Consider the following 17,952-nt stretch of genomic DNA (forward strand, 5'->3'; position numbering starts at 1 on the left):
AGATGTGTATAAGAGACAGGTTCTATGAGACGGCGTTCGTGTACGACTATCGGAAATCGTTCGCTATCCCTCAGCAGCCATCTACCCAGTGCAGTCTCAGGATGCTCAGGTTATACCAGATAATCGTGCATGGATATCCATACGAATCGTTATCCCGAAGTAGGCCCTTCACCGAGTAGAGAGCACGTCCCACATGGTGCTCTTTCCGGTGTCCAAAGGAGGCAGTGCCGTCCTTTCTCGCCTGAAATTCCCCTCTGGGCACGCCTCACCGAGGCACGCCAGCATGACACCGCCAGACAGCTCATCGGACCCCATGAGCGAAACCGAGTTCGAGACTCGCCTTCGGGACCTCATTATCGAGGCTCGTGACAGAAATGCGCCGGTCTATGGCGCGTATTCTATCCGTTCTCCCGACCCGAACCGTCAGGACTACGATGTTCTGATCACCGAGGTCGCCAACGCAGGAGACCACCACTCGTTCGGCGATATCAGCGAGTAGCTCACCGTTTGGGGTGGCGGAAGGGACCCCTCTGGATATCCAGGCCGCCGTTTTATACCACCCACACCCCCCGTTACGGACGTCCCTGTCCGCATGAATACGCTGTCGAAGACTCATCTCCGATTATTCCATACTGTACAGAGGGGATCCCGATGACCGTCATCATGGACGTTACCGTGCCCGCCGAGGATTTCGAGCTCGGGCGCTCCCTTCAGCCCACCGAAGCGGGGGCACGGTGTGAACTCGAACGCATGATTCCTACTACCGACCGGATCGTGCCGTACTTCTGGGTTTACGATACCGACGCGAAGACACTCGAAGCAGCACTCTCGGCCGATGAGAACGTTCTCGAAGTCACGCTCCTCGACGAGTACGACGACCAAGCTCTCTTCCGAATCGCGTGGCCAACCGATGTCGACGAACTGGTTCAGATACTCAACCATCACGAAGCCGCGATACTCGAAGCCATCGGAACGTCCCATCGCTGGAACTTCCAGCTGCGCTTCCCCGATACGGCGGATATCTCCGCGTTCCGCGCCGACTGTGAGCAAGCCAGCGTACGACTCGACCTCAAACGGCTCTCCCATCCAAGCGAGCCGGAGAACGACGCCTCGGGATTGACACCCCTCCAGCGCGAGACGTTGCTTTCGGCGCTCGAAGCCGGTTATTTCGACATTCCACGACGGATCACCACCGAAGAACTCGCCGAAACCCTGGGTATCTCCGACCAAGCGCTCAACGAACGTCTCCGGCGAGGCCATTCGACGATCCTCACGTCGCTCCTGGTTGCAGAAGCCAGCAACTAGCTCGGCCAGCGGAGCTACCGACCGCTGGATGTCCATGCTGGCTGGTTAATGTAGTTCCCGGCATCCCTTCGTCGTCTAGAGCTGAACTGACCGTGCCAACCTGCAAAAACTGTGGAGAGGTCGTGACCTCTCAGTACGTCCGCGTGTTCGCACCGCCCGGGATGGATACCGTTCGGGTTTGTCCCTCGTGTGAAGACATGGTTCGGGATGGGGCGGGCGTCCGTGATGCCCACTCGTAGTTCGGGAATTCCGCCGCATCGACTGTCTTTCAGGGTACGCCCCCGACGGGTCGTATGCAACAGGATGCCCGAAATCCAATCTTCCCACTGATGAAGAACGGATATCGTGCTGTTCCGACGTACAATATATCTCGCTGAAATGTGTGAGAGAGGCGTGCTCGATCGGCATATCGGCGTTGAGTGCGTGACTGAGTCCGGATAAAACCCGGAAATTTGACACCGTTCCCGAAAAACGAGCAAAAGTTCTTTTGTTGTATTCGCTACGGATATTCTGTGATTTCGATCGTCAGAGCAATTTCGTACTGCTAACCCTGACGTTCGTCTTCTGTATCGTGGTCGAACTCTCGGAGTTAGTGGCCACTAGGGTAGCGTTCTGATTAGGGGGGAACGCGAGGTAGAGACTCGTCTGTCCTGCGGCGACTTCCTGTGTGGAGAAATGCCGTCCGTTCTCCTGGATGACCGTGATCGTCGTGACGTTGGCCGCTGCAGGAGTCGAGGAGAGAGTGGTGTTCACCCAAACCTGGTTCGAAGCCCACGGTTCGTCAACCGCGAAATTCTCGAAAACTGGCCCATTTGAGGTCGTACTTACGGAGGGGTCGACCGAGAGACAGCCGCTGAACGCAAGCAAACAGGTGAGGGAGATGGCTAATAGTGCTTCTGGGCGGGAAAAACTCACGTGATCGATCCGACTTTGCTCGACAAAACGATTCCGGTTGCTCTACCCCATCACGAAGGCCCGAGTCGCATTCGTCTTCGGCCGTCTAGTATATGGAGGCTGCGGGCGAACTAGAGCCAGTGACGCAAACAGAACAATGAGTGAGTCGCCCGGTAACACGATGCAAGAACGGATCGGGAATCGTCGGACCAAGGTTCGTCTCTACATCCTCCTCAACATAAACCGACGCTGGATGGCATTCGGACTTGCAGTTGGGATGTTCGTGGTTCTCGTGTTGCTCGGTACGTACTCCGTTCCGACGTTCCGCGAGTACATGGGGGCGAAAGGGCCGACTCGGTACGTCTTTCAAGCATTCATCGGCGCGCTGATCACCGGTGTGACCCTCGTCGTCTCGATAAGTCTCGTCGTGCTTTCCCAGGAGTTCGGTCCGCTTGGTGAGCAACGCGACCGGATGTCCGGGTCGATGGGGTTCCGCGCGGATGTCGAGGACATCTTCAACGCATCGAGTCCGCCCGAACCCAACGATTTCCTCCGGGCGCTCGTCGAGAACACGTCGGAAAAAGCGGAGGCGCTCGAACAAGCCGTCAACGACGAGAACGAGGACTTCCGCGAGGCAGTCGAGCAGCTCACGACCGATATTCACGATAACGCGGACGTCGTGAGCGAGGAACTCGAAGACAGGGATTTCGGTGAATACACGGTCGTGAAAGCAGCTCTCGACTACAATTACTCGTGGAAGATCCATCAGGCTCGACGCCTGCAGGACAACTTCAACGACGTGATAGACCGGGACACGCGTCGCAAACTCATCGACCTCATCGATACGCTCGGGTTCTACGGACCGGCTCGCGAACATATAAAGACGTTATACTTCCAGTGGCAGCTCGTGGACCTCTCACGCGGAATGTTGTACCTCTCGACACCCGCACTCGTCGTCACGACGGCGATCGCCCTGTTTCTCGCCCCGTCCTCGTTCCCGGGAACGTTCCTCGGGGTCGATAATCTCGTCTGGATCGTGAGTGCTGGATCGGCGATCGGTTCCCTTCCGTTTCTCTTTCTCACGGCCTTCATTCTGCGGCTCGTGACGATCACCAAACGGACGCTCGCGATCGGACCGTTCATCCTCCGAAGCTCGGGGCGGTCTAAAAACATCGAGTGGGAGTAGCCGAATCGATGAACACCCTGTACGGTGGTGATAATCATCCGGGTCGAAGAACTACACCCTTCCAACTGTCGGTCTCTGTGCTCTCCCTTCCGTCTACGACTCGATCGGCTGTCGGAAGAATATCAGGAGCGACGATGGGTCGACGACGGCAGTGTCCTCGTATACCCACCCTTCTTCGGCCAGTTCGTTGAGGAGGTCCTGGATCTTGTATTGCTCGTTTCGAAGCTCGGTTGGGGAGAGGAAAACCGGTTCAACTCGATACTCGAATTGTTGGTCGGCCATGCTCTCCATACTCGCGCTCAGGACAAAAGCACTGGTACGAGATCGACGACACTGAAGACGAGGTACCGGAGTGGAAGCGTCCATCCCTCTCAGTCATCTCTCAAGCAGATGGTTCTTCAGTATCGTTTTCCCTGCAAGCAGGACCCATATGAGAACCGCTCTCAAAGATCATGGGATGGAAAAAGCGTGTAACGAATGCGGATTACAGGTGGAATACGACACGGAGGACAACGAAGTGGACTGTCCGAACTGTGGGCACATCATACTGATCTTCTAGCGTATTCCATCGGAAGAACACCCTGAACGGCAAGCGTCGGACGACCCGTGCCGATACCATCAGATCGGATCCGGCAACGCTGGTCCTCTGTAGACCGTTCGTCGGCACGTTGTGAAACGGTGATGACGACCCCCGTCATGAACGGACTGGGCTATCAGCGGCAATATTTATCCCTTTTCGTGGCGATAGCCATCACGGCACACCCTCACGAACGGTCCAGCGTCAGTGGAGTGAGGACAACGAACCCGCACCGGCGGGGCGCTAAAGCGCGCCGAGGCCAGCGCGGTTTCGACGATGCCGACCATCACGAAAGCGAAATCACATGACTCATCGATCCCCCATCGACGCGGCGACACGGCAACGCGACCCCTCTCGAATCGACCACGGACCCGAAGTGAGGGGGGACCATGGCTGACGCCGACGGTGACACCACGGCGGGCGAGATGTCGGACGGACTCCAAGTAGAGCTGTTCCACCCCGACTCCGACCGCGAGCCGGGGGACACGAACTATCAGGGATACGGCTTCGATGTCCATCCGATCGTCTTCCCCGTCGCGCTGGTCGTCATCGTGGCGTTCGTGGCGGCGACCCTCCTGCTCGGTAACGAGGCTTCGTCGATCTACAGCGCCGTCTTCAACGGTATCAACGAGTACTTCGGCTGGTTTTACATTCTCGTGGTGAACGTCTTCATCGTTACCGTCGTCTACTTCGCGGTGGGCAAGTACGGCAAGATCCGGATCGGGGGCGTCGGGGCGGAACGGGAGTTCAGCACGTTCTCGTGGATGGCGATGTTGTTCAGCGCCGGTATGGGTATCGGATTGATGTTCTTCAGCGTGGCCGAACCGGTCACCTACTTCGGGAGCGTTCCGCCCTTCTTCGCCGGCAACGGCGTCGAAGCAGGCTCGGCCGCTGCGGCGGGTCCCGCCCTCGCACAGGCGTTCTTCCACTGGGGGCTTCACCCGTGGGCGATCTACGCGCTCGTCGGGCTCGGCCTCGCTTTCTTCTCGTTCAATCGCGGGCTGCCGCTCACGTTCCGGTCGATCTTCTGGCCGCTGCTCGGCGAGCGGATCTACGGCTGGNGCCTCGCTTTCTTCTCGTTCAATCGCGGGCTGCCGCTCACGTTCCGGTCGATCTTCTGGCCGCTGCTCGGCGAGCGGATCTACGGCTGGCCGGGCCATGTCATCGACCTCGTGTCGGTGTTCGCCACCCTCTTCGGGCTGTCGACCTCGCTCGGTCTCGGGGTCACCCAGGTGAGCAGGGGCTTCAACGTCATCGCGGGTGATTTGTTCGGTGCGAGCTTCCCGACCGGAACGTTCGGACAGGTGGTCCTCATCGTGGGTATCACCCTCATCGCGACCGCGTCGGTGGCGGCGGGGCTCGAAGGCGGCGTCAAGCGCCTGAGCAACATCAACCTCTACCTCATGTTGGGGTTTCTCTCGTTCGTGATCGTCGTCGGCCCGACGCTCTACATCTTCAACGGGTTCACCGACGCGTTCGGCACGTATCTCGTGAGTCTCCCCGGCCTCAGTTTCTTCACCGGGGCGTTCGCGGGGCAACCCGCACGGGACTTCCTCGGCGGGTGGACCATCTTCTACTGGGGCTGGTGGATCTCGTGGTCACCGTTCGTGGGAATGTTCATCGCGCGGATCTCGAAGGGACGGACGGTTCGCGAGTTCGTCATGGGGGTACTGTTCTTGCCGTCGATCTTCTCGTTCGTCTGGATGTCGACGTTCGGCGGAAGCGCGATAAACGCCCAGATCGGCGGCGCTGGGATCCTCGCGACGCTCAACACGCAGGGACAGTCGATCGCGATGTTCTCGATGCTTTCGGAGTACCCGTTGGGGGCGATCTCGACCATCGTCGCCACGCTCCTCGTGATAACCTTCTTCGTCACGTCCTCCGACTCGGGATCGCTGGTGATCGACCACCTGACCTCCGGCGGGAAACACGACGTGCCGCGGACCCAGCGCGTCTTCTGGGCGCTCAGCGAGGGCGGCGTCGCCGCGGTGTTGCTCTGGGGTGGTGGCCTCGCGGCGTTGCAGACCGCCGCCGTTTCGACCGGCCTCCCCTTCGCGTTCATCCTCCTGTTGATGTGCTATACCGTCTATCTCGGTCTCGACAACGAGTACGAGATCCTCGAATCCGAGGAATTCAAAGAGCAGATCAGCCGGATCGACAGCATGGACGACGTCGAGGTGACCGCTTCCAGTGGGGACGTCGTTACCGGTATCTCCGATGGTGGTGAGAACACGTCCGACGCCCGATAGGTGGCGGTAATTCCCCTATGCCCCGAAGGGGCGCGATTCTGCTTCGTTCATCTTCGTGGAGATCACCGGGACGGTCGAGATCCGGACGACCTTCTCGACGACGGTGCCGAGCAGTGCGCCGAAACGACCCTGATAGCCGGTTCCCATCACGATGGCGTCGAGGCCCATCTCGTCGGCGTACTCGACTATCTCCTCGTGGACCGTCCCGGTTCTGAGCGCGGTGACACACTTGACGTCCGCCCTGTTCGCCATGGTACAGACCTCGCTCGTGACCCGTTCGCCGAACTCCCGGTACTCCTCGCGGACCGTCTCCTCGTCGTCCCGGACCGAGAGCGCACGCGGGACGCCCGGGAGGTCCATCACGTAGAGCGTGTGGACCGTCGCGCCGAGCGCGGCCGCGAGTTCGATGCCGTGTGCGGCGGCCTTCCGGGCTTCGTTGCTGCCGTCGGTCGGAACCAGGATCGTCTCGTACATGATCGTTCACAACGAGCTACCCCGCATGGAGGCATAAATCTGATGAGGAGATAGGTCACCCATTTATCTTCGACGTTCGATCGGGACGATGGACGGGCTGGGCCGGGACGCGCCGTTTCGCAACCGTTTATCGACTCGGCGGCATAGGGACAGTATGACGACACTCAAGAGCTCCCCCGGCCCGGCCGCCGATAGCGCGTTCAGGTCGGGAATGATGGCGGCGGCACTGCTCGGACTCGCCGGGATCGGCGTGCTCCACACGATCGACATGATCCCGCTGCACCTGGCCGGCTACGCGATCGTCCTCCTGTTCCCCATGTACCTCGTCGGCGCAGCATCGGTGCTCAGCGTCTGGCTCGGCTACAACGCGGACGTGACCGACCTCAGACCGGTGTACAAGGACCCGTAGGGTGAGGAATCTGCTCCGAGTGAGGACCTCCCTCTCACAATCACACGCCTTTCATTAACTAGCGATTAGAACAGCTCGCTTCGGTACTGATTGAAGCACTGTTCACAAACCTCTACATCCTCCTGGCTACTCTCCGAGCTTTCGTTTTCCGAGCTGAGCGTGATATAAAACTGGGGTGTGTCTTCCGGAATCGACTCATCACAGAGAGGGCAATCCATGAACTTCAGATTGAGAAGGTGGGTTGTATATACCACTCTTGTAGACGATCGGATCTATGTGCGATTTTAGGAGAGTTTGTCTCCGACGTCTTCCCAACAGTCCCTACAGACCTGAGTTCTTTTGGTAGCTTGACCATTGAGGGCTGTAGATGAACGATCTTTGTCTACAGCGCTGAGTGTAACGTGGCGTCTAGGACGGTCGTCGGTAAGTTGGGTTCCGCAGACGGGGTAGTTCATACTACGACGTAGTTTGTACCACGGAAGATATATAATGGCAAACATATATAGTGGTTGGATAATCGTGGATACGTCACCTGTTGACAGAAGATGTGAAGAATCCATCAAACGAAACTCCCTCTACTTAGTTCTGCACGCAGCACCCCGTGAGCGACCATCTTCCTGAAAGAAATTGCCGTGAGTTGGACCGTCGTTAGAACTGACGGAGGTGGACACCATCGTTGTCCACGGTGTCTACATCGTCGTTCCGGAGCTCGTGGGTATCGTCGTCGTCATCCCACCCGAGAGCATCCGTAAGGTCGTCGAGGATACCCGAGTCACCATCACTGGTGTCGACGTGTGCACTACCGTCTCGAACGTCGCTCACGGTCCCGACTTGATTCCCGTCGTGGTCGAACACGGCAGTTCCGCGGTCCTCGTTAGTGAAGGCTGGTTGTGCCATTGTGGTTGTTCATTGATTTCCACAGGGAACCTTGTTGAGCACGCAGTTGCAAGGTGCTTCGGCTCACTAGGACTCCACAGGACACTTACCGATATCGATGAGCGACACGCTGGGAACCTCGTTCTCTACGGTGGTTCTCGTGCGGCACCACCTTTTCCAGACGCGAGGTCGCTTACACTACTTTGGGACTTTAGTACATACAACTATGAACGTTTTGAGGGAAGTGAGACTGGTCCAGTCAAGGCCACTTCTACTCTTACCTCCCTTAACTGCTCTTGGTCAGACGCCACTGCAGTATCGTAGGCATTTGGTTGAACAGCCGGCGGTTCCTCTATGGGACGGATATTGTTGTACCGCTAGCTGGTTCGCTAAATCAACGAGAGTCAAAACTAACCGTTATATCCACCATGCTAGTTACTACCACAAGACTCATTGCGCAGTGGGTGTTATCTCAGCGTAGCTCGGAAGCAGGTTCCGCAAAAAGGGGAAACCCCGTTGCGTGGCATCACCCTGTTTCCGAGTTTCCCTTTACTGGTCTTCTCAACCAGTGTCATCAACTGAAGCGCTATTTACATAGTCCTTGTGAAACTACACCAAATTGTCCTTTACTAATAGGTACCCACCCCCAAGGAATGCGGCAGACCTCTCCGTACTCAAACAACATCCAGAATTCGAGGGGCTCGTCCCCAAGAGAGATTGCGATATCCGAAACACGGGTTCAAAGTGGGTCCCGATAGTAGCAACTGGGATCAAGTTGATGCGCCGCCGTTCTGCAGTCTTACAGAGTGCCCGGAGTGTAGAAACACCAACATTCTATGTCAAGTAGAGCTCTAATCCTGAATTATCAAAATTTGTAAATGTGTGAGTCATTATCAACCGTAGAAATATGATTGATGGCATTTCGAAACTCGAGCAGAAACCACCGCCAAGCATTCGGATTAAATGGTGTCTACACTTTGAGCAAGAATGGCTTTTTCACAATCGGAATTTTCTCTCTGAAAACGCTCTATAGAGCCTATAGATCGATCTCTGCGCTTTTTCAACAACTCACACTTGTTCTACTACCCCGAAGGAATGGAGACTGAACTATCTTATTTGGAGACTGTTGGTAAAAAGAGAGCTGCCGACTTCGGTAAGAGAGGCCCTCACACCGGACGGAACACACTGCTAATCACGGGACGAGCAGCCATGCTAGTGCTCCATACGGCTGAAGAAACGGCTTCGATCCGCTCATAATCAGAACCGATAGCTCACACACGGCTTCCGCCCGGTGATTAGCCGCTTGCGAGAGCATTACTACCCGATCATCAGTATTGGGGCTCCGATACGAACCGGAGCTGTAGCGAACCGTTAGGTCTTGGCGCACAACGCGAACGGGAGGTACAAAACACGAGCAGACACGGAGCGCTCACCCACGTGCCGACCCACATCCGTATCCACACGAACGAGCTCCGTCGGCCAGGCAGTCCACCCGGTGCTCGATAGGTCGTGATGGTCACATACTTGCACTGACAACAGTCCACAGAACATCATCGGACAGCTACTCCTCGGAGCCACATCGAGAGCCACTTCTCTCACTCGCCCGTCTACGGTGCGTTTTGCCGCGAACGAACGACCTGGAAAGTGCTGTGTTCTGCTGGGCTGTCTATACGCTGGTGGGCTATACATCGAGCGCCCGTTCGGATATCAGTCCCTTCACCCGGCTCATCCCGAGCCTTCGGCCGGTATTCGCCGTTGCTAGTTTTCGAAAGGGGGACCCATCGGTGTCACATCTCGTCATTACTCCGGAGTGGGCCATCGGAGAATCCTGCTCGATCACCGCTTCGTGCTCGGTGGGATTGTCACCGAGCGATCCGTGCCGCCGTCGGGACCAGCTCATCCGTTGGGCTCTCCAGCACGCATGAAAGTGTCGACCCACTCGGTTCACGCTCTACGACCAGCGGTATGCAGGTTCGTATCCCGAGCCGATTGCCAGTGCTGCCGATGGTGATGGGAGCCTTGTCTTCGGGACGCGGAAGGCCCTCCGTGGGAATCATCGGGACTCACTGGCGAACATAGACGGTGCGTTGCATCGTGCCGTTCGGTGTCTTCGTGAGGGAATCGATCCCGAGACGCTTCGAGTGCTGCTTCCGAGAATCATGTCGTCCGTGGCTCAGGCGAGCTCGCGCACGAACGCACCGTGTTGCACGGCCTCAATCAGTGAGAGTCGGTGCGGATTCGGGTCGATGGCCGCCGCAAGCAACAGCTCTAGAAGGTCCTCCTCCGGTGGATCGTATCCGAGGTATTGAGCAATGCGCCGTAGAAGCAGTCCGCTGTAAATCGACCGCGTACATTCCTGTGTTTGCTTCCGTACACCGATCTCAATGATCAATGGAGCGAAATCAGCTACGAGCGCGGGGATAATCCAGGAAGCACGATCATCAGGGTGTGACAAGAGTTCTATGACACCCTCTGGACGACAAGTAATAGCCCAGCGGGCGTCTGAACGGCTTCGTCCGCTGGTTGCCGGCTCGCGCTCGAATCGAAGAGCGCGTCTCGTCGCTAATCTTCCGTCTCAATGCCCCGTGAGACTCCCGTATTGGTGGATCGTTCGTCAACGGGTCGTTCGCGCCAGATCATGGTGCCGTAGAGGACGAACGCCGTCTCCAGTATCATCGCTCCGAGTATCACCCAGGTCCAGATGGGGAGCCCGAAAGCAGCCTGCGCGTTCCAGCTGTCCGGGGCGTACCACGGAACGATGAGTGCCAGAACGACCACCAGACCGACCCAGAAGGACTTTTTCTGTCCAGGGAGGACGTATTTGACGCCCTTCCTATTGTTCCCGTTCGGATATTCGATCGAATTGTACTCCAAGATATCTCGCGCCCGTTCCGTCTCCGCGGTCTCCCCGGTCAGGTAGCTGCCGCCGACCAGTACAAGGGAGTTCACCACGAACCCAACGATACCAGCGTTGAGTCCGAATATCTCACCGGCTCCGAACACGTAGAGTCCGACCGCCACGGCACAGCCGAGAATCATCCCTGCAACAGCGAAATCGCTCTTCACCCGCGAGAGGTAGAGCCCAAAGATGAACACCGGGGTCGCTTGGAGTAGGAACTCGAATTTCAGCTGTGTCCACGCCCAGATCGTGAGGTTCGGCGTGAACGAGAGCACGAGAGCGAAGACCAGAAAGCCTGCGAGCGCCAGCCTGCTCGCGTTAATAACCCGCTCGTCGGATGCCTCTGCGTTGATAAATCGCTTGTACATGTCCTTTGCGATAGCCATCGAGAGCACCATCACGGTCGCGCCTGCCGTCGAGAGCGTCGCCATGATGATCCCCAGTGAAATGAGCGAGGGGAGCAACGTCCCGCCGCCGGTATTGGCGAACGACCCGATGAGATACGGAATAAGTTGCTCGGACCCCGACTCAGAGAGCCCCGGAAATATCCCGGCTCCGAGGAGACCGATCCCCCAGAGGATAGTCGCGGCGAGCAGGAAGATCGGAGCCTGAACGCGGAATGTGCTCCGGAGGTCCTTGGCGTCCTTTACGCTGAGATAGAACTGTTGGATGTGAATGTAGGTCGGGAGACCGAAGAGGATCAGGAGTACTAGTCCATACCAGTTGCTCATCGTCGACGCGCTCGGTAGCGTCAGCTTCTCGGGTGCGGTCTGCCAGACCGTGTCGATCTGACTCGTGGCTCCGCCGAAGTGGCCGACGACGACAAGCATCAAACAGAGCGCCATAAGCATGAGTACGCCCTGTACAGCCGCCGAAAGAGCCGTTCCTCTGAATCCACCGAGGCCGACGTAGACGAGAATGACTAGCCCGAACAGCACAACCACGGCCTGATACGGGATTATGCCGCCGGACGCGACCCGACCGAGATAGCCCATCGCGAAGAATTGCTCGGTGAACTGCACGAACGTCCCCCAGATCATGAACAGCAGGGTGAGAAATGCGACCCGTTTGTCGAATCGATGTTCGATGTAGTCGATCGGTGACGTGTAATTCCACTCTTTGCCCAGGTTGATAAGCGGCGGGGCGATAATGAGCGCCCCGATGATCCCGGCGATCATGAACTGTGGGTAGACAAGGAACCATGCGCCGGAACGGTAGGTTTCGGCAGAGTAGCCGAGGAAGGAGTTCCCGCTATAAGAGTCCGCGAACACTGAGAGGGCGATGACGACGAACCCAAGCGACTTGCCCGCTGAGAAGAAGTCGTCCGCGTCGGCCCCGACGTTCTGCTTCGATGAGTACCACCCAATCCCGATGATCCCGAGTAGCGCGACGACGGTGAACACGACTATTTCCCAACCCAGCGACACTTGGTCCGGGCTGGGATTCGTCTGCAAGACGGCCTGTATCAGACCGCTCACTGACGGTTCCTCACCCGGTTCGCGGTTCGTGATTCGGATTCATCCTGTCGTTTCGACGTCGGTCGGTTCATCGCATGCCCCCAGTGACCAACCATACCCCCGAACGCTTCAGTTCCTTTAATCATTATACAGTATCCCATAGTCGTTCCTCATGTTAGGGGAAAGCATACCTCTTGAACCTATTTTTGTAGGTGTTTTATATGTAGGTTAGTCCTTGGGGTCGTCGCCGTGAACACGCTCCGTTCGGTAGTATGGGCAACACCGGTTGCACCCCGCGTCGATTGGGAAAACGTAGCTTTCAGTCCCGTTCGGCGAGGTCGGTCGCCTGGTCGAGGGTCAGCGGCCCCTCCCGCTCGAGCGACGAGAGCACTTCGTCGATACGCTCATCCGTCGGCTCGCTACCGGCGCGTTCGATGAGGATTCGGGCACCCGCTCGACCAGTACCGCCACCGAAGAGGAGATGCCGCTCCCCGCCGAATCGCGTTGGGTCGAATGGTTCGAACACGCTCGGATCGTGCAACATGGCGACGGTATGGAGCCCCGATTCGTGGGTCGTGGTCTCCTCGCCGAGCACCGGTTTCCGCGGTTGCACCGACTCTCCAAGCGTATCGAGAACGCGCTCACAAACGGGCACGAGTCGATTAGTCTCGATACCGAACTCGTAGCCGTGATCCGCCTCGCCGGCGACGACCACTTCCTCCAGCGCAGCGTTGCCGGCGCGTTCGCCGAGTGAGGCTACGCTGACGTCGGCTTTTGTGACGCCAGCCTCGAACGCGGCGAGCGTGTTGGCCGTGCCGACCCCCATATCGTCGTGAAAATGGACGCCGATCTGGTTGATGTCGACCGATTCGCCGAGCGCGTCGAGCGTCTCTTGCACCGTTTTCGGCGTCCGTGCACCCACCGTGTCAGCCAAGTTGATGTACTCCGGCACGGGGAACCGCTCGAAGAAGTCGACGAGATGGCCGATCTCAGTGCGAAATGCGTCCATAAGACTCACGTGAACCGTCAGTCCGTGCGTCTCCGCGTGTGTGACCGCTTCGTCCGCCATCGAAATCGCTTCCTCGCGGGACTTTCCGAGCGTGTGTTCTAGCTGTGAATCGGAGAGCGGCAGAATAATATCGACGATATCCGCTTCGGCGTCGATCGCCGCGTTGACGTCGTCCACGATGGAGCGCGCGAGACTGCTCGTCTCGGCGGAGACCGACGAGGCGAGTTGCCGCGATGCCTCGCGGTCCCGCTCCCCGGTGACCGCGAATCCAGTCTGAATATATGGGACTCCAAGATCGTCAAGCGCTTCGCCCGCCTCAACTTTCTGCTCAATCGAGTAGTCGCGACCGGGCATCTGGCTTGCCTCGCGAAGGGTCACGTCGTTGAGCAACATTAGATGACCCCCTCGCTCCGCAGCTTCTCGTACCTTGACTCCGAAACCCCGAGTTCGTCGAGATAGACTGCCTCGTTGTGCTGACCGTGTCGTGGACCCGCGTGATCGACGTATCCCGACGTCCGGGAGAACTTCGGCACCGTGTTCGCGGTCCGCAGTGTGCCGAGCTCGTCGTCGGTGACCTCGACGATGTCGTTGCGCGCGTCGTACTGTTCGTCCTCGAAGATCTCGCTCATGTCATAGATAGGTCCGACGATAGCGTCGGCGGCCTCCATCTCGGTGAGTACCCGTTCACGGCTCCGTTCACTGGTCCACTCCTCGATAACCGAATCGAGCGCCGCCGCGTTGTTCACGCGATCATCGTTCGTCTCGAATCGGGGGTCGTCGATGAGGTCGGGACGATCGATGGCGTGCATAACGTTCTCGAAGATGGGTTGTGAGGACGCCGAGAGCGCAATGTGGTTGTCGGCCGTCTCGTAGACGTTCCGTGGTGCCGCGCTCGAATGCTGATTGCCGGTCCGGGTCCGTCGCTTCCCGAGACGGTCGTAAGCCTCGACATCGCCCAGAAACAGCCGAAAGAGAGGTTCGTAGAGGCTCACATCGATAACCTGTCCCTCCCCGCTGCCGCCGATATCACGTTCGAATATCGCGAACATCGCCCCCTGGACGGCAAACTGTGCCGCGGTCAGGTCAGCGAGGCTTATCGGCGGCAACAGCGGCTCCCGGTCGGGGAAGCCATTCGCATTTGCCCACCCCGAGATCCCCTCGGCGATAGTTCCGAACCCCGCCTTGTCCGACCGTGGGCCGGTCTGTCCATAGCCCGAGAGCCGAACGACGATGAGTTCGGGGTTATGTTTACGCAGTGTCTCCGGCCCGAGGTCCCACCGTTCGAGCGTTCCCGGTCGGAAGTTCTCGAAGAAGAGGTCCGCGTCGTCGATCATCTTCAAGAGGAGGTCGCGGCCATCCGCCGCACTCAGGTCGAGCGTGATACACCGTTTGTTGCGGCCGGCCGACTTCCACCATAAGGAGGTATCCCCCTCGAACGGCGGCCACTCGCGGAGCGCGTCGCCGTGCTCGGGGTGTTCCACCATCACCACGTCCGCCCCGAAATCGGCTAACTGCGAGGTTGCGAACCCACCGCTGATCATCCCGGAGCAATCAACAACGTCGAGGCCGGCGAGGGGCCCCTGTGTGTTCCCTTTAGTCATCGTCGTACTTGTGAGATGTACGAGGCAGACATAGTTGGGTTCGAAGCCAACATAGCTCGGGTGTTTATGTATGTCGTTGGGGAGAGTCGACACACGCTTCATGCGTCGTTCGATGCTGAAACTGGGATTGGCGAACACAGTCTAGCGACTGCTGGCTCAAGAGGCTCATAGCGGGCGCAACGAATACTTCATATTCGTTATTGGCTTAGTCTCTGTCCGTGCTCGTAGCGACCCTCCACGTAGATCTTGACCGGGATCACGCACTTAGTGGTCTCGCGGAGATCCACGACAGGCCGTTCTCCATGTACCAGTTCGAGGTCCTCGCCGGGGACACGATCCGGTTCCTGATCAAGGCGGATGAACATCGCGATGCGATCGCTACATATCTGCATCAGTCTCCAGCGGTCGACTCTCTCGAAAACGTCGCAAAATCCCAACTGCTCGTCACCAAACGGTCGTCCGGGATCGTGCCGATACTTCGGAAGAACCACGGAATGCTCCAGCAGATGAGCCAGTTCCACGGCACCGTTCGCGTCATTGACGTCATCGTCTACAACCGCGACGACCTCAAGAGCATCATGGAGGAACTACAAGAACTTGGGTCGGTCCAGCTGAAGCAACTCAAGCCGTTCGGCGACCCTGCGTCGTCCCTCTCAAGCCGCCAGGCGGAGGTCCTCGAACTCGCCTACAACGCCGGCTACTACGACTGGCCTCGGCCGACGGATGCGGAGACATTGGCTGGCGAACTCGATATCAGCCACGCGACGTTTCTGGAGCATCTTAGAAAGGCCGAACGCAAGATTATGGACGAGGCACTCGGTGGAGCGGCACCGACACCGGAGATACCCCACGAAATCGAACTCTGACGCTGGCTACCGCCTCGGCAGGTAGTTCGTTACTATCTCTGGCGGCGTGCGCCTCAGCTATCGAGTGACGAACTCCTCGGACCACGATTGTAACGTCTCCTTCGCCGCTCCGGTCGTGCTGCCCACGTGGAGGATTCACGACGTCAAATCCACCATAAAACTGGTCAAGAGGCGTTGAGACACGTCCTCCGGAACATACTCTATCTCACCAACAATGTGCTTCACAAGAGCTTTTCCTTGAAACCGAGACACCTCATGACGTTCACTTACCGACGCGATAGCGTGTTCTTTAGGAAAATTCTCTCGTCATTGACGATAATTGCCCATCGTCTCGACCGACCAATTCGAAAGGACAACAGCCCGCCGATTCGCTTGCCGTAAGCGAAATTGAGAAGCGACTATCAGGGGGCTCGCAGACTTTTGGTTGAGTTTTTGTTAGCGACGACGCAGCTGTCGCGCGACACTAGGTCATACTGAATGCGACTACCTGTGGATCTTCCGAGCTACAACGCGAAGCCGTCGGTAATCTGCGATCCACGTCCCGTCTCGGAACTGATCTTCTCGAAGGCGATCTTCAACAGAAGCGATGACCGCTGACTGTTCGTCGTCTGGGATCGCAGATAGGAAACTGTCACCGAACATGCCGAGCCATTCAGCGAGTCCGTCGGTACCGCTATCGAGTTCAGTTGGTCGGTCAAAGAGCGTCGCGTAGCGTGTTTCGAGATCGTGTGATTCCAACTTCGAGGTGTATTCCCCGATACTCGGGAAGTACCATGGACTCTCGACATCATAACCGCGTACGGCCGCCTCTTCACGAACTGCGTCAATAATGGCGGCGACGTTTCCTGTCCCACCCAGCTCAGCGACGAACCGGCCACCAGGAACGAGTGTATCGGAGACCGAATCGAGAACGGCATCCTGTTCTGGAATCCAGTGGAGTGCCGCGTTGGAAAACACGGCATCGAACGGATCACCGAACGAGAACCTGCGGGCATCTTCATTGACGAACTCGTAGGCGGGATAAGCATCCTGGGCCTTCTCGACCATTTCTTCAGAGGCGTCAAGACCGACGGTATCCGCCCCTGACTTGGCAATACGATCTGTGAGATGGCCGGTCCCACAGCCGAGGTCAAGTATTCGCTCCCCCTGTTCTGGCTCCAGAAGATCCACCACCCCTTCACCGTACTCGAAGACGAAGGAGTGTCCCTCATCATAGCTATCGGTATTCCACTCGTTCACTGATTTACCGTCCGGTCCACCCATGTCATCACTACTCTATACGTTCACACTTATCTTTTGAACTATCAGGAACCAGTTCTCACTCCGCTAAATTTGGCCACAGAAGTGTCTCTACAGGTAAACTATGCACATCAGATCGCTCGATGATATGATTATACCACCTCCTCAGTCTTGTATTTCTCAATGTGAACGCATTGGTCGGCGAAGGTCATGACATGGCCTCTAGTTGAACAACGAGTGGATTCAGTCTTTATCGGTCGCATTGCGCATCTCCGGCCCAAACCGGATATTTTCATTGATAGTCTTCCAAAGGAACAACCGATTGCGTTTCTTCCGAAGCATTTCCACCAGTAATAGCGGAATCTCCGTTTGAGGAGTTGCTGTCGCCAGTGCTACTTGACGAAGCGTTGCTAGCTTGGCGAGGAGACCATTCGACTTCGTCGGCGAGTTCGGCGGCGGCCTCTTCGACTAATCCGGGTTTATAGCGGTCGTCGGCTGGTGGGGCGTCGAGCGCCCCCTGGTCGGTGAGGAACTGCGGGGCGGTCTGCTTCATCAACCGACCCGGCTCGGTGGCCCGTTCGAAGTCGGTCGCGAACTGGAGGCGTTCGACGTTCTCGACGATCGGCGGGGGTCGGTACTCGCCCCAGTTGAGCGACGACCGGTTGAAGTAGNCGTTCGAAGTCGGTCGCGAACTGGAGGCGTTCGACGTTCTCGACGATCGGCGGGGGTCGGTACTCGCCCCAGTTGAGCGACGACCGGTTGAAGTAGCGGAGGTCATCCTCCTCCTGAACCAGGTCGAGGGTACGCTGGTGGTCGGTCGCCTGAATTCTGGTGGCCTCCAGTTCGGCCTTCATGATGCCCTTCGCCGCCTCGTAGTGGTTCTCGATGAGGTCGTCGGTCATCGGGATCCC

The 17,952-nt window shown here is 57.7% G+C and carries 15 protein-coding genes and 2 pseudogenes; 8 read left to right on the plus strand and 9 right to left on the minus strand.

Annotated features, from left to right (window positions below):
• Window positions 1-313 precede the first annotated feature (313 nt).
• The 3 genes from C447_RS13470 to C447_RS19060 all read left to right on the plus strand — a co-directional run bounded on the left by C447_RS13470 (window position 314) and on the right by C447_RS19060 (window position 1,544).
• Window positions 314-499, plus strand: coding sequence for a hypothetical protein (locus tag C447_RS13470; protein WP_007694849.1), 186 nt, complete (start codon window positions 314-316; stop codon window positions 497-499).
• Window positions 500-651: 152 nt separating this feature from the next.
• Window positions 652-1,305, plus strand: coding sequence for a helix-turn-helix domain-containing protein (locus C447_RS13475; RefSeq protein WP_007694850.1), 654 nt, complete (start codon window positions 652-654; stop codon window positions 1,303-1,305).
• Window positions 1,306-1,397: 92 nt separating this feature from the next.
• The gene (locus tag C447_RS19060; RefSeq protein ID WP_449404675.1) at window positions 1,398-1,544 is read left to right on the plus strand and encodes a DUF7563 family protein; all 147 of its coding nucleotides are present in this window, start codon (window positions 1,398-1,400) and stop codon (window positions 1,542-1,544) included.
• Window positions 1,545-1,830: 286 nt separating this feature from the next.
• On the opposite strand, the gene C447_RS18680 is transcribed toward C447_RS19060, so the two are convergent.
• Entirely contained in the window at window positions 1,831-2,220 is a 390-nt protein-coding gene (locus C447_RS18680; protein WP_237713345.1) for a hypothetical protein, read from the minus strand.
• Between the two features lie 232 nt (window positions 2,221-2,452).
• Between C447_RS18680 and C447_RS13485 the strand changes: the two genes are divergently transcribed.
• Window positions 2,453-3,385 (plus strand): hypothetical protein, encoded by a 933-nt coding sequence (locus C447_RS13485; RefSeq protein WP_237713344.1) that lies wholly within the window; start codon window positions 2,453-2,455, stop codon window positions 3,383-3,385.
• Window positions 3,386-3,478: 93 nt separating this feature from the next.
• On the opposite strand, the gene C447_RS13490 is transcribed toward C447_RS13485, so the two are convergent.
• Window positions 3,479-3,676 (minus strand): hypothetical protein, encoded by a 198-nt coding sequence (locus C447_RS13490; RefSeq protein WP_007694853.1) that lies wholly within the window; start codon window positions 3,674-3,676, stop codon window positions 3,479-3,481.
• A gap of 675 nt (window positions 3,677-4,351) precedes the next feature.
• On the opposite strand from C447_RS13490, the gene C447_RS13495 reads away from it, so the two are divergent.
• Window positions 4,352-6,211: a BCCT family transporter gene (locus C447_RS13495; protein ID WP_007694854.1), complete on the plus strand. Its 1,860-nt coding sequence runs from the start codon at window positions 4,352-4,354 to the stop codon at window positions 6,209-6,211.
• A 15-nt stretch (window positions 6,212-6,226) separates the two neighbouring features.
• Here the strand turns inward: C447_RS13495 and C447_RS13500 are convergent, their stop codons facing one another.
• The gene (locus tag C447_RS13500; RefSeq protein WP_007694855.1) at window positions 6,227-6,685 is read right to left on the minus strand and encodes a universal stress protein; all 459 of its coding nucleotides are present in this window, start codon (window positions 6,683-6,685) and stop codon (window positions 6,227-6,229) included.
• A 154-nt stretch (window positions 6,686-6,839) separates the two neighbouring features.
• Between C447_RS13500 and C447_RS13505 the strand changes: the two genes are divergently transcribed.
• A complete protein-coding gene (locus tag C447_RS13505) occupies window positions 6,840-7,094 on the plus strand; it encodes a hypothetical protein (protein WP_007694856.1) in 255 nt (84 codons plus the stop codon).
• A 648-nt stretch (window positions 7,095-7,742) separates the two neighbouring features.
• On the opposite strand, the gene C447_RS13515 is transcribed toward C447_RS13505, so the two are convergent.
• Window positions 7,743-7,991, minus strand: a complete 249-nt coding sequence (locus C447_RS13515; RefSeq protein ID WP_029601811.1) for a hypothetical protein — start codon at window positions 7,989-7,991, stop codon at window positions 7,743-7,745.
• 1,919 nt (window positions 7,992-9,910) lie between these two features.
• Here C447_RS13515 and C447_RS19000 point away from each other — a divergent pair.
• Window positions 9,911-10,117: pseudogene (locus C447_RS19000) on the plus strand (hypothetical protein); the annotation flags it as partial.
• 415 nt (window positions 10,118-10,532) lie between these two features.
• Here the strand turns inward: C447_RS19000 and C447_RS13525 are convergent.
• The 3 genes from C447_RS13525 to C447_RS13535 all read right to left on the minus strand — a co-directional run bounded on the left by C447_RS13525 (window position 10,533) and on the right by C447_RS13535 (window position 14,936).
• The gene (locus C447_RS13525) at window positions 10,533-12,347 is read right to left on the minus strand and encodes a sodium:solute symporter family protein (protein ID WP_007694862.1); all 1,815 of its coding nucleotides are present in this window, start codon (window positions 12,345-12,347) and stop codon (window positions 10,533-10,535) included.
• 298 nt (window positions 12,348-12,645) lie between these two features.
• Entirely contained in the window at window positions 12,646-13,728 is a 1,083-nt protein-coding gene (locus C447_RS13530; RefSeq protein ID WP_007694864.1) for a LeuA family protein, read from the minus strand.
• Window positions 13,728-14,936, minus strand: a complete 1,209-nt coding sequence (locus tag C447_RS13535; RefSeq protein WP_029601644.1) for a CaiB/BaiF CoA transferase family protein — start codon at window positions 14,934-14,936, stop codon at window positions 13,728-13,730. Before C447_RS13535 ends, C447_RS13530 begins: the two co-directional genes overlap by 1 nt.
• A gap of 218 nt (window positions 14,937-15,154) precedes the next feature.
• On the opposite strand from C447_RS13535, the gene C447_RS13540 reads away from it, so the two are divergent.
• Window positions 15,155-15,802 carry a helix-turn-helix domain-containing protein gene (locus C447_RS13540; RefSeq protein WP_007694868.1) on the plus strand — a complete coding sequence of 216 codons (648 nt, stop codon included), beginning with the start codon at window positions 15,155-15,157 and terminating at the stop codon, window positions 15,800-15,802.
• A gap of 483 nt (window positions 15,803-16,285) precedes the next feature.
• Here the strand turns inward: C447_RS13540 and C447_RS13545 are convergent, their stop codons facing one another.
• Together C447_RS13545 and C447_RS19065 are read right to left on the minus strand one after the other, a co-directional pair.
• Complete coding sequence (locus C447_RS13545; RefSeq protein ID WP_029601645.1) at window positions 16,286-17,065, minus strand: class I SAM-dependent methyltransferase; 780 nt, start codon at window positions 17,063-17,065, stop codon at window positions 16,286-16,288.
• 268 nt (window positions 17,066-17,333) lie between these two features.
• Window positions 17,334-17,952, minus strand: a pseudogene (locus C447_RS19065) (hypothetical protein); the annotation flags it as partial.

This window comes from Halococcus hamelinensis 100A6 (assembly GCF_000336675.1).
In the GTDB taxonomy this organism is placed as follows: domain Archaea; phylum Halobacteriota; class Halobacteria; order Halobacteriales; family Halococcaceae; genus Halococcus; species Halococcus hamelinensis.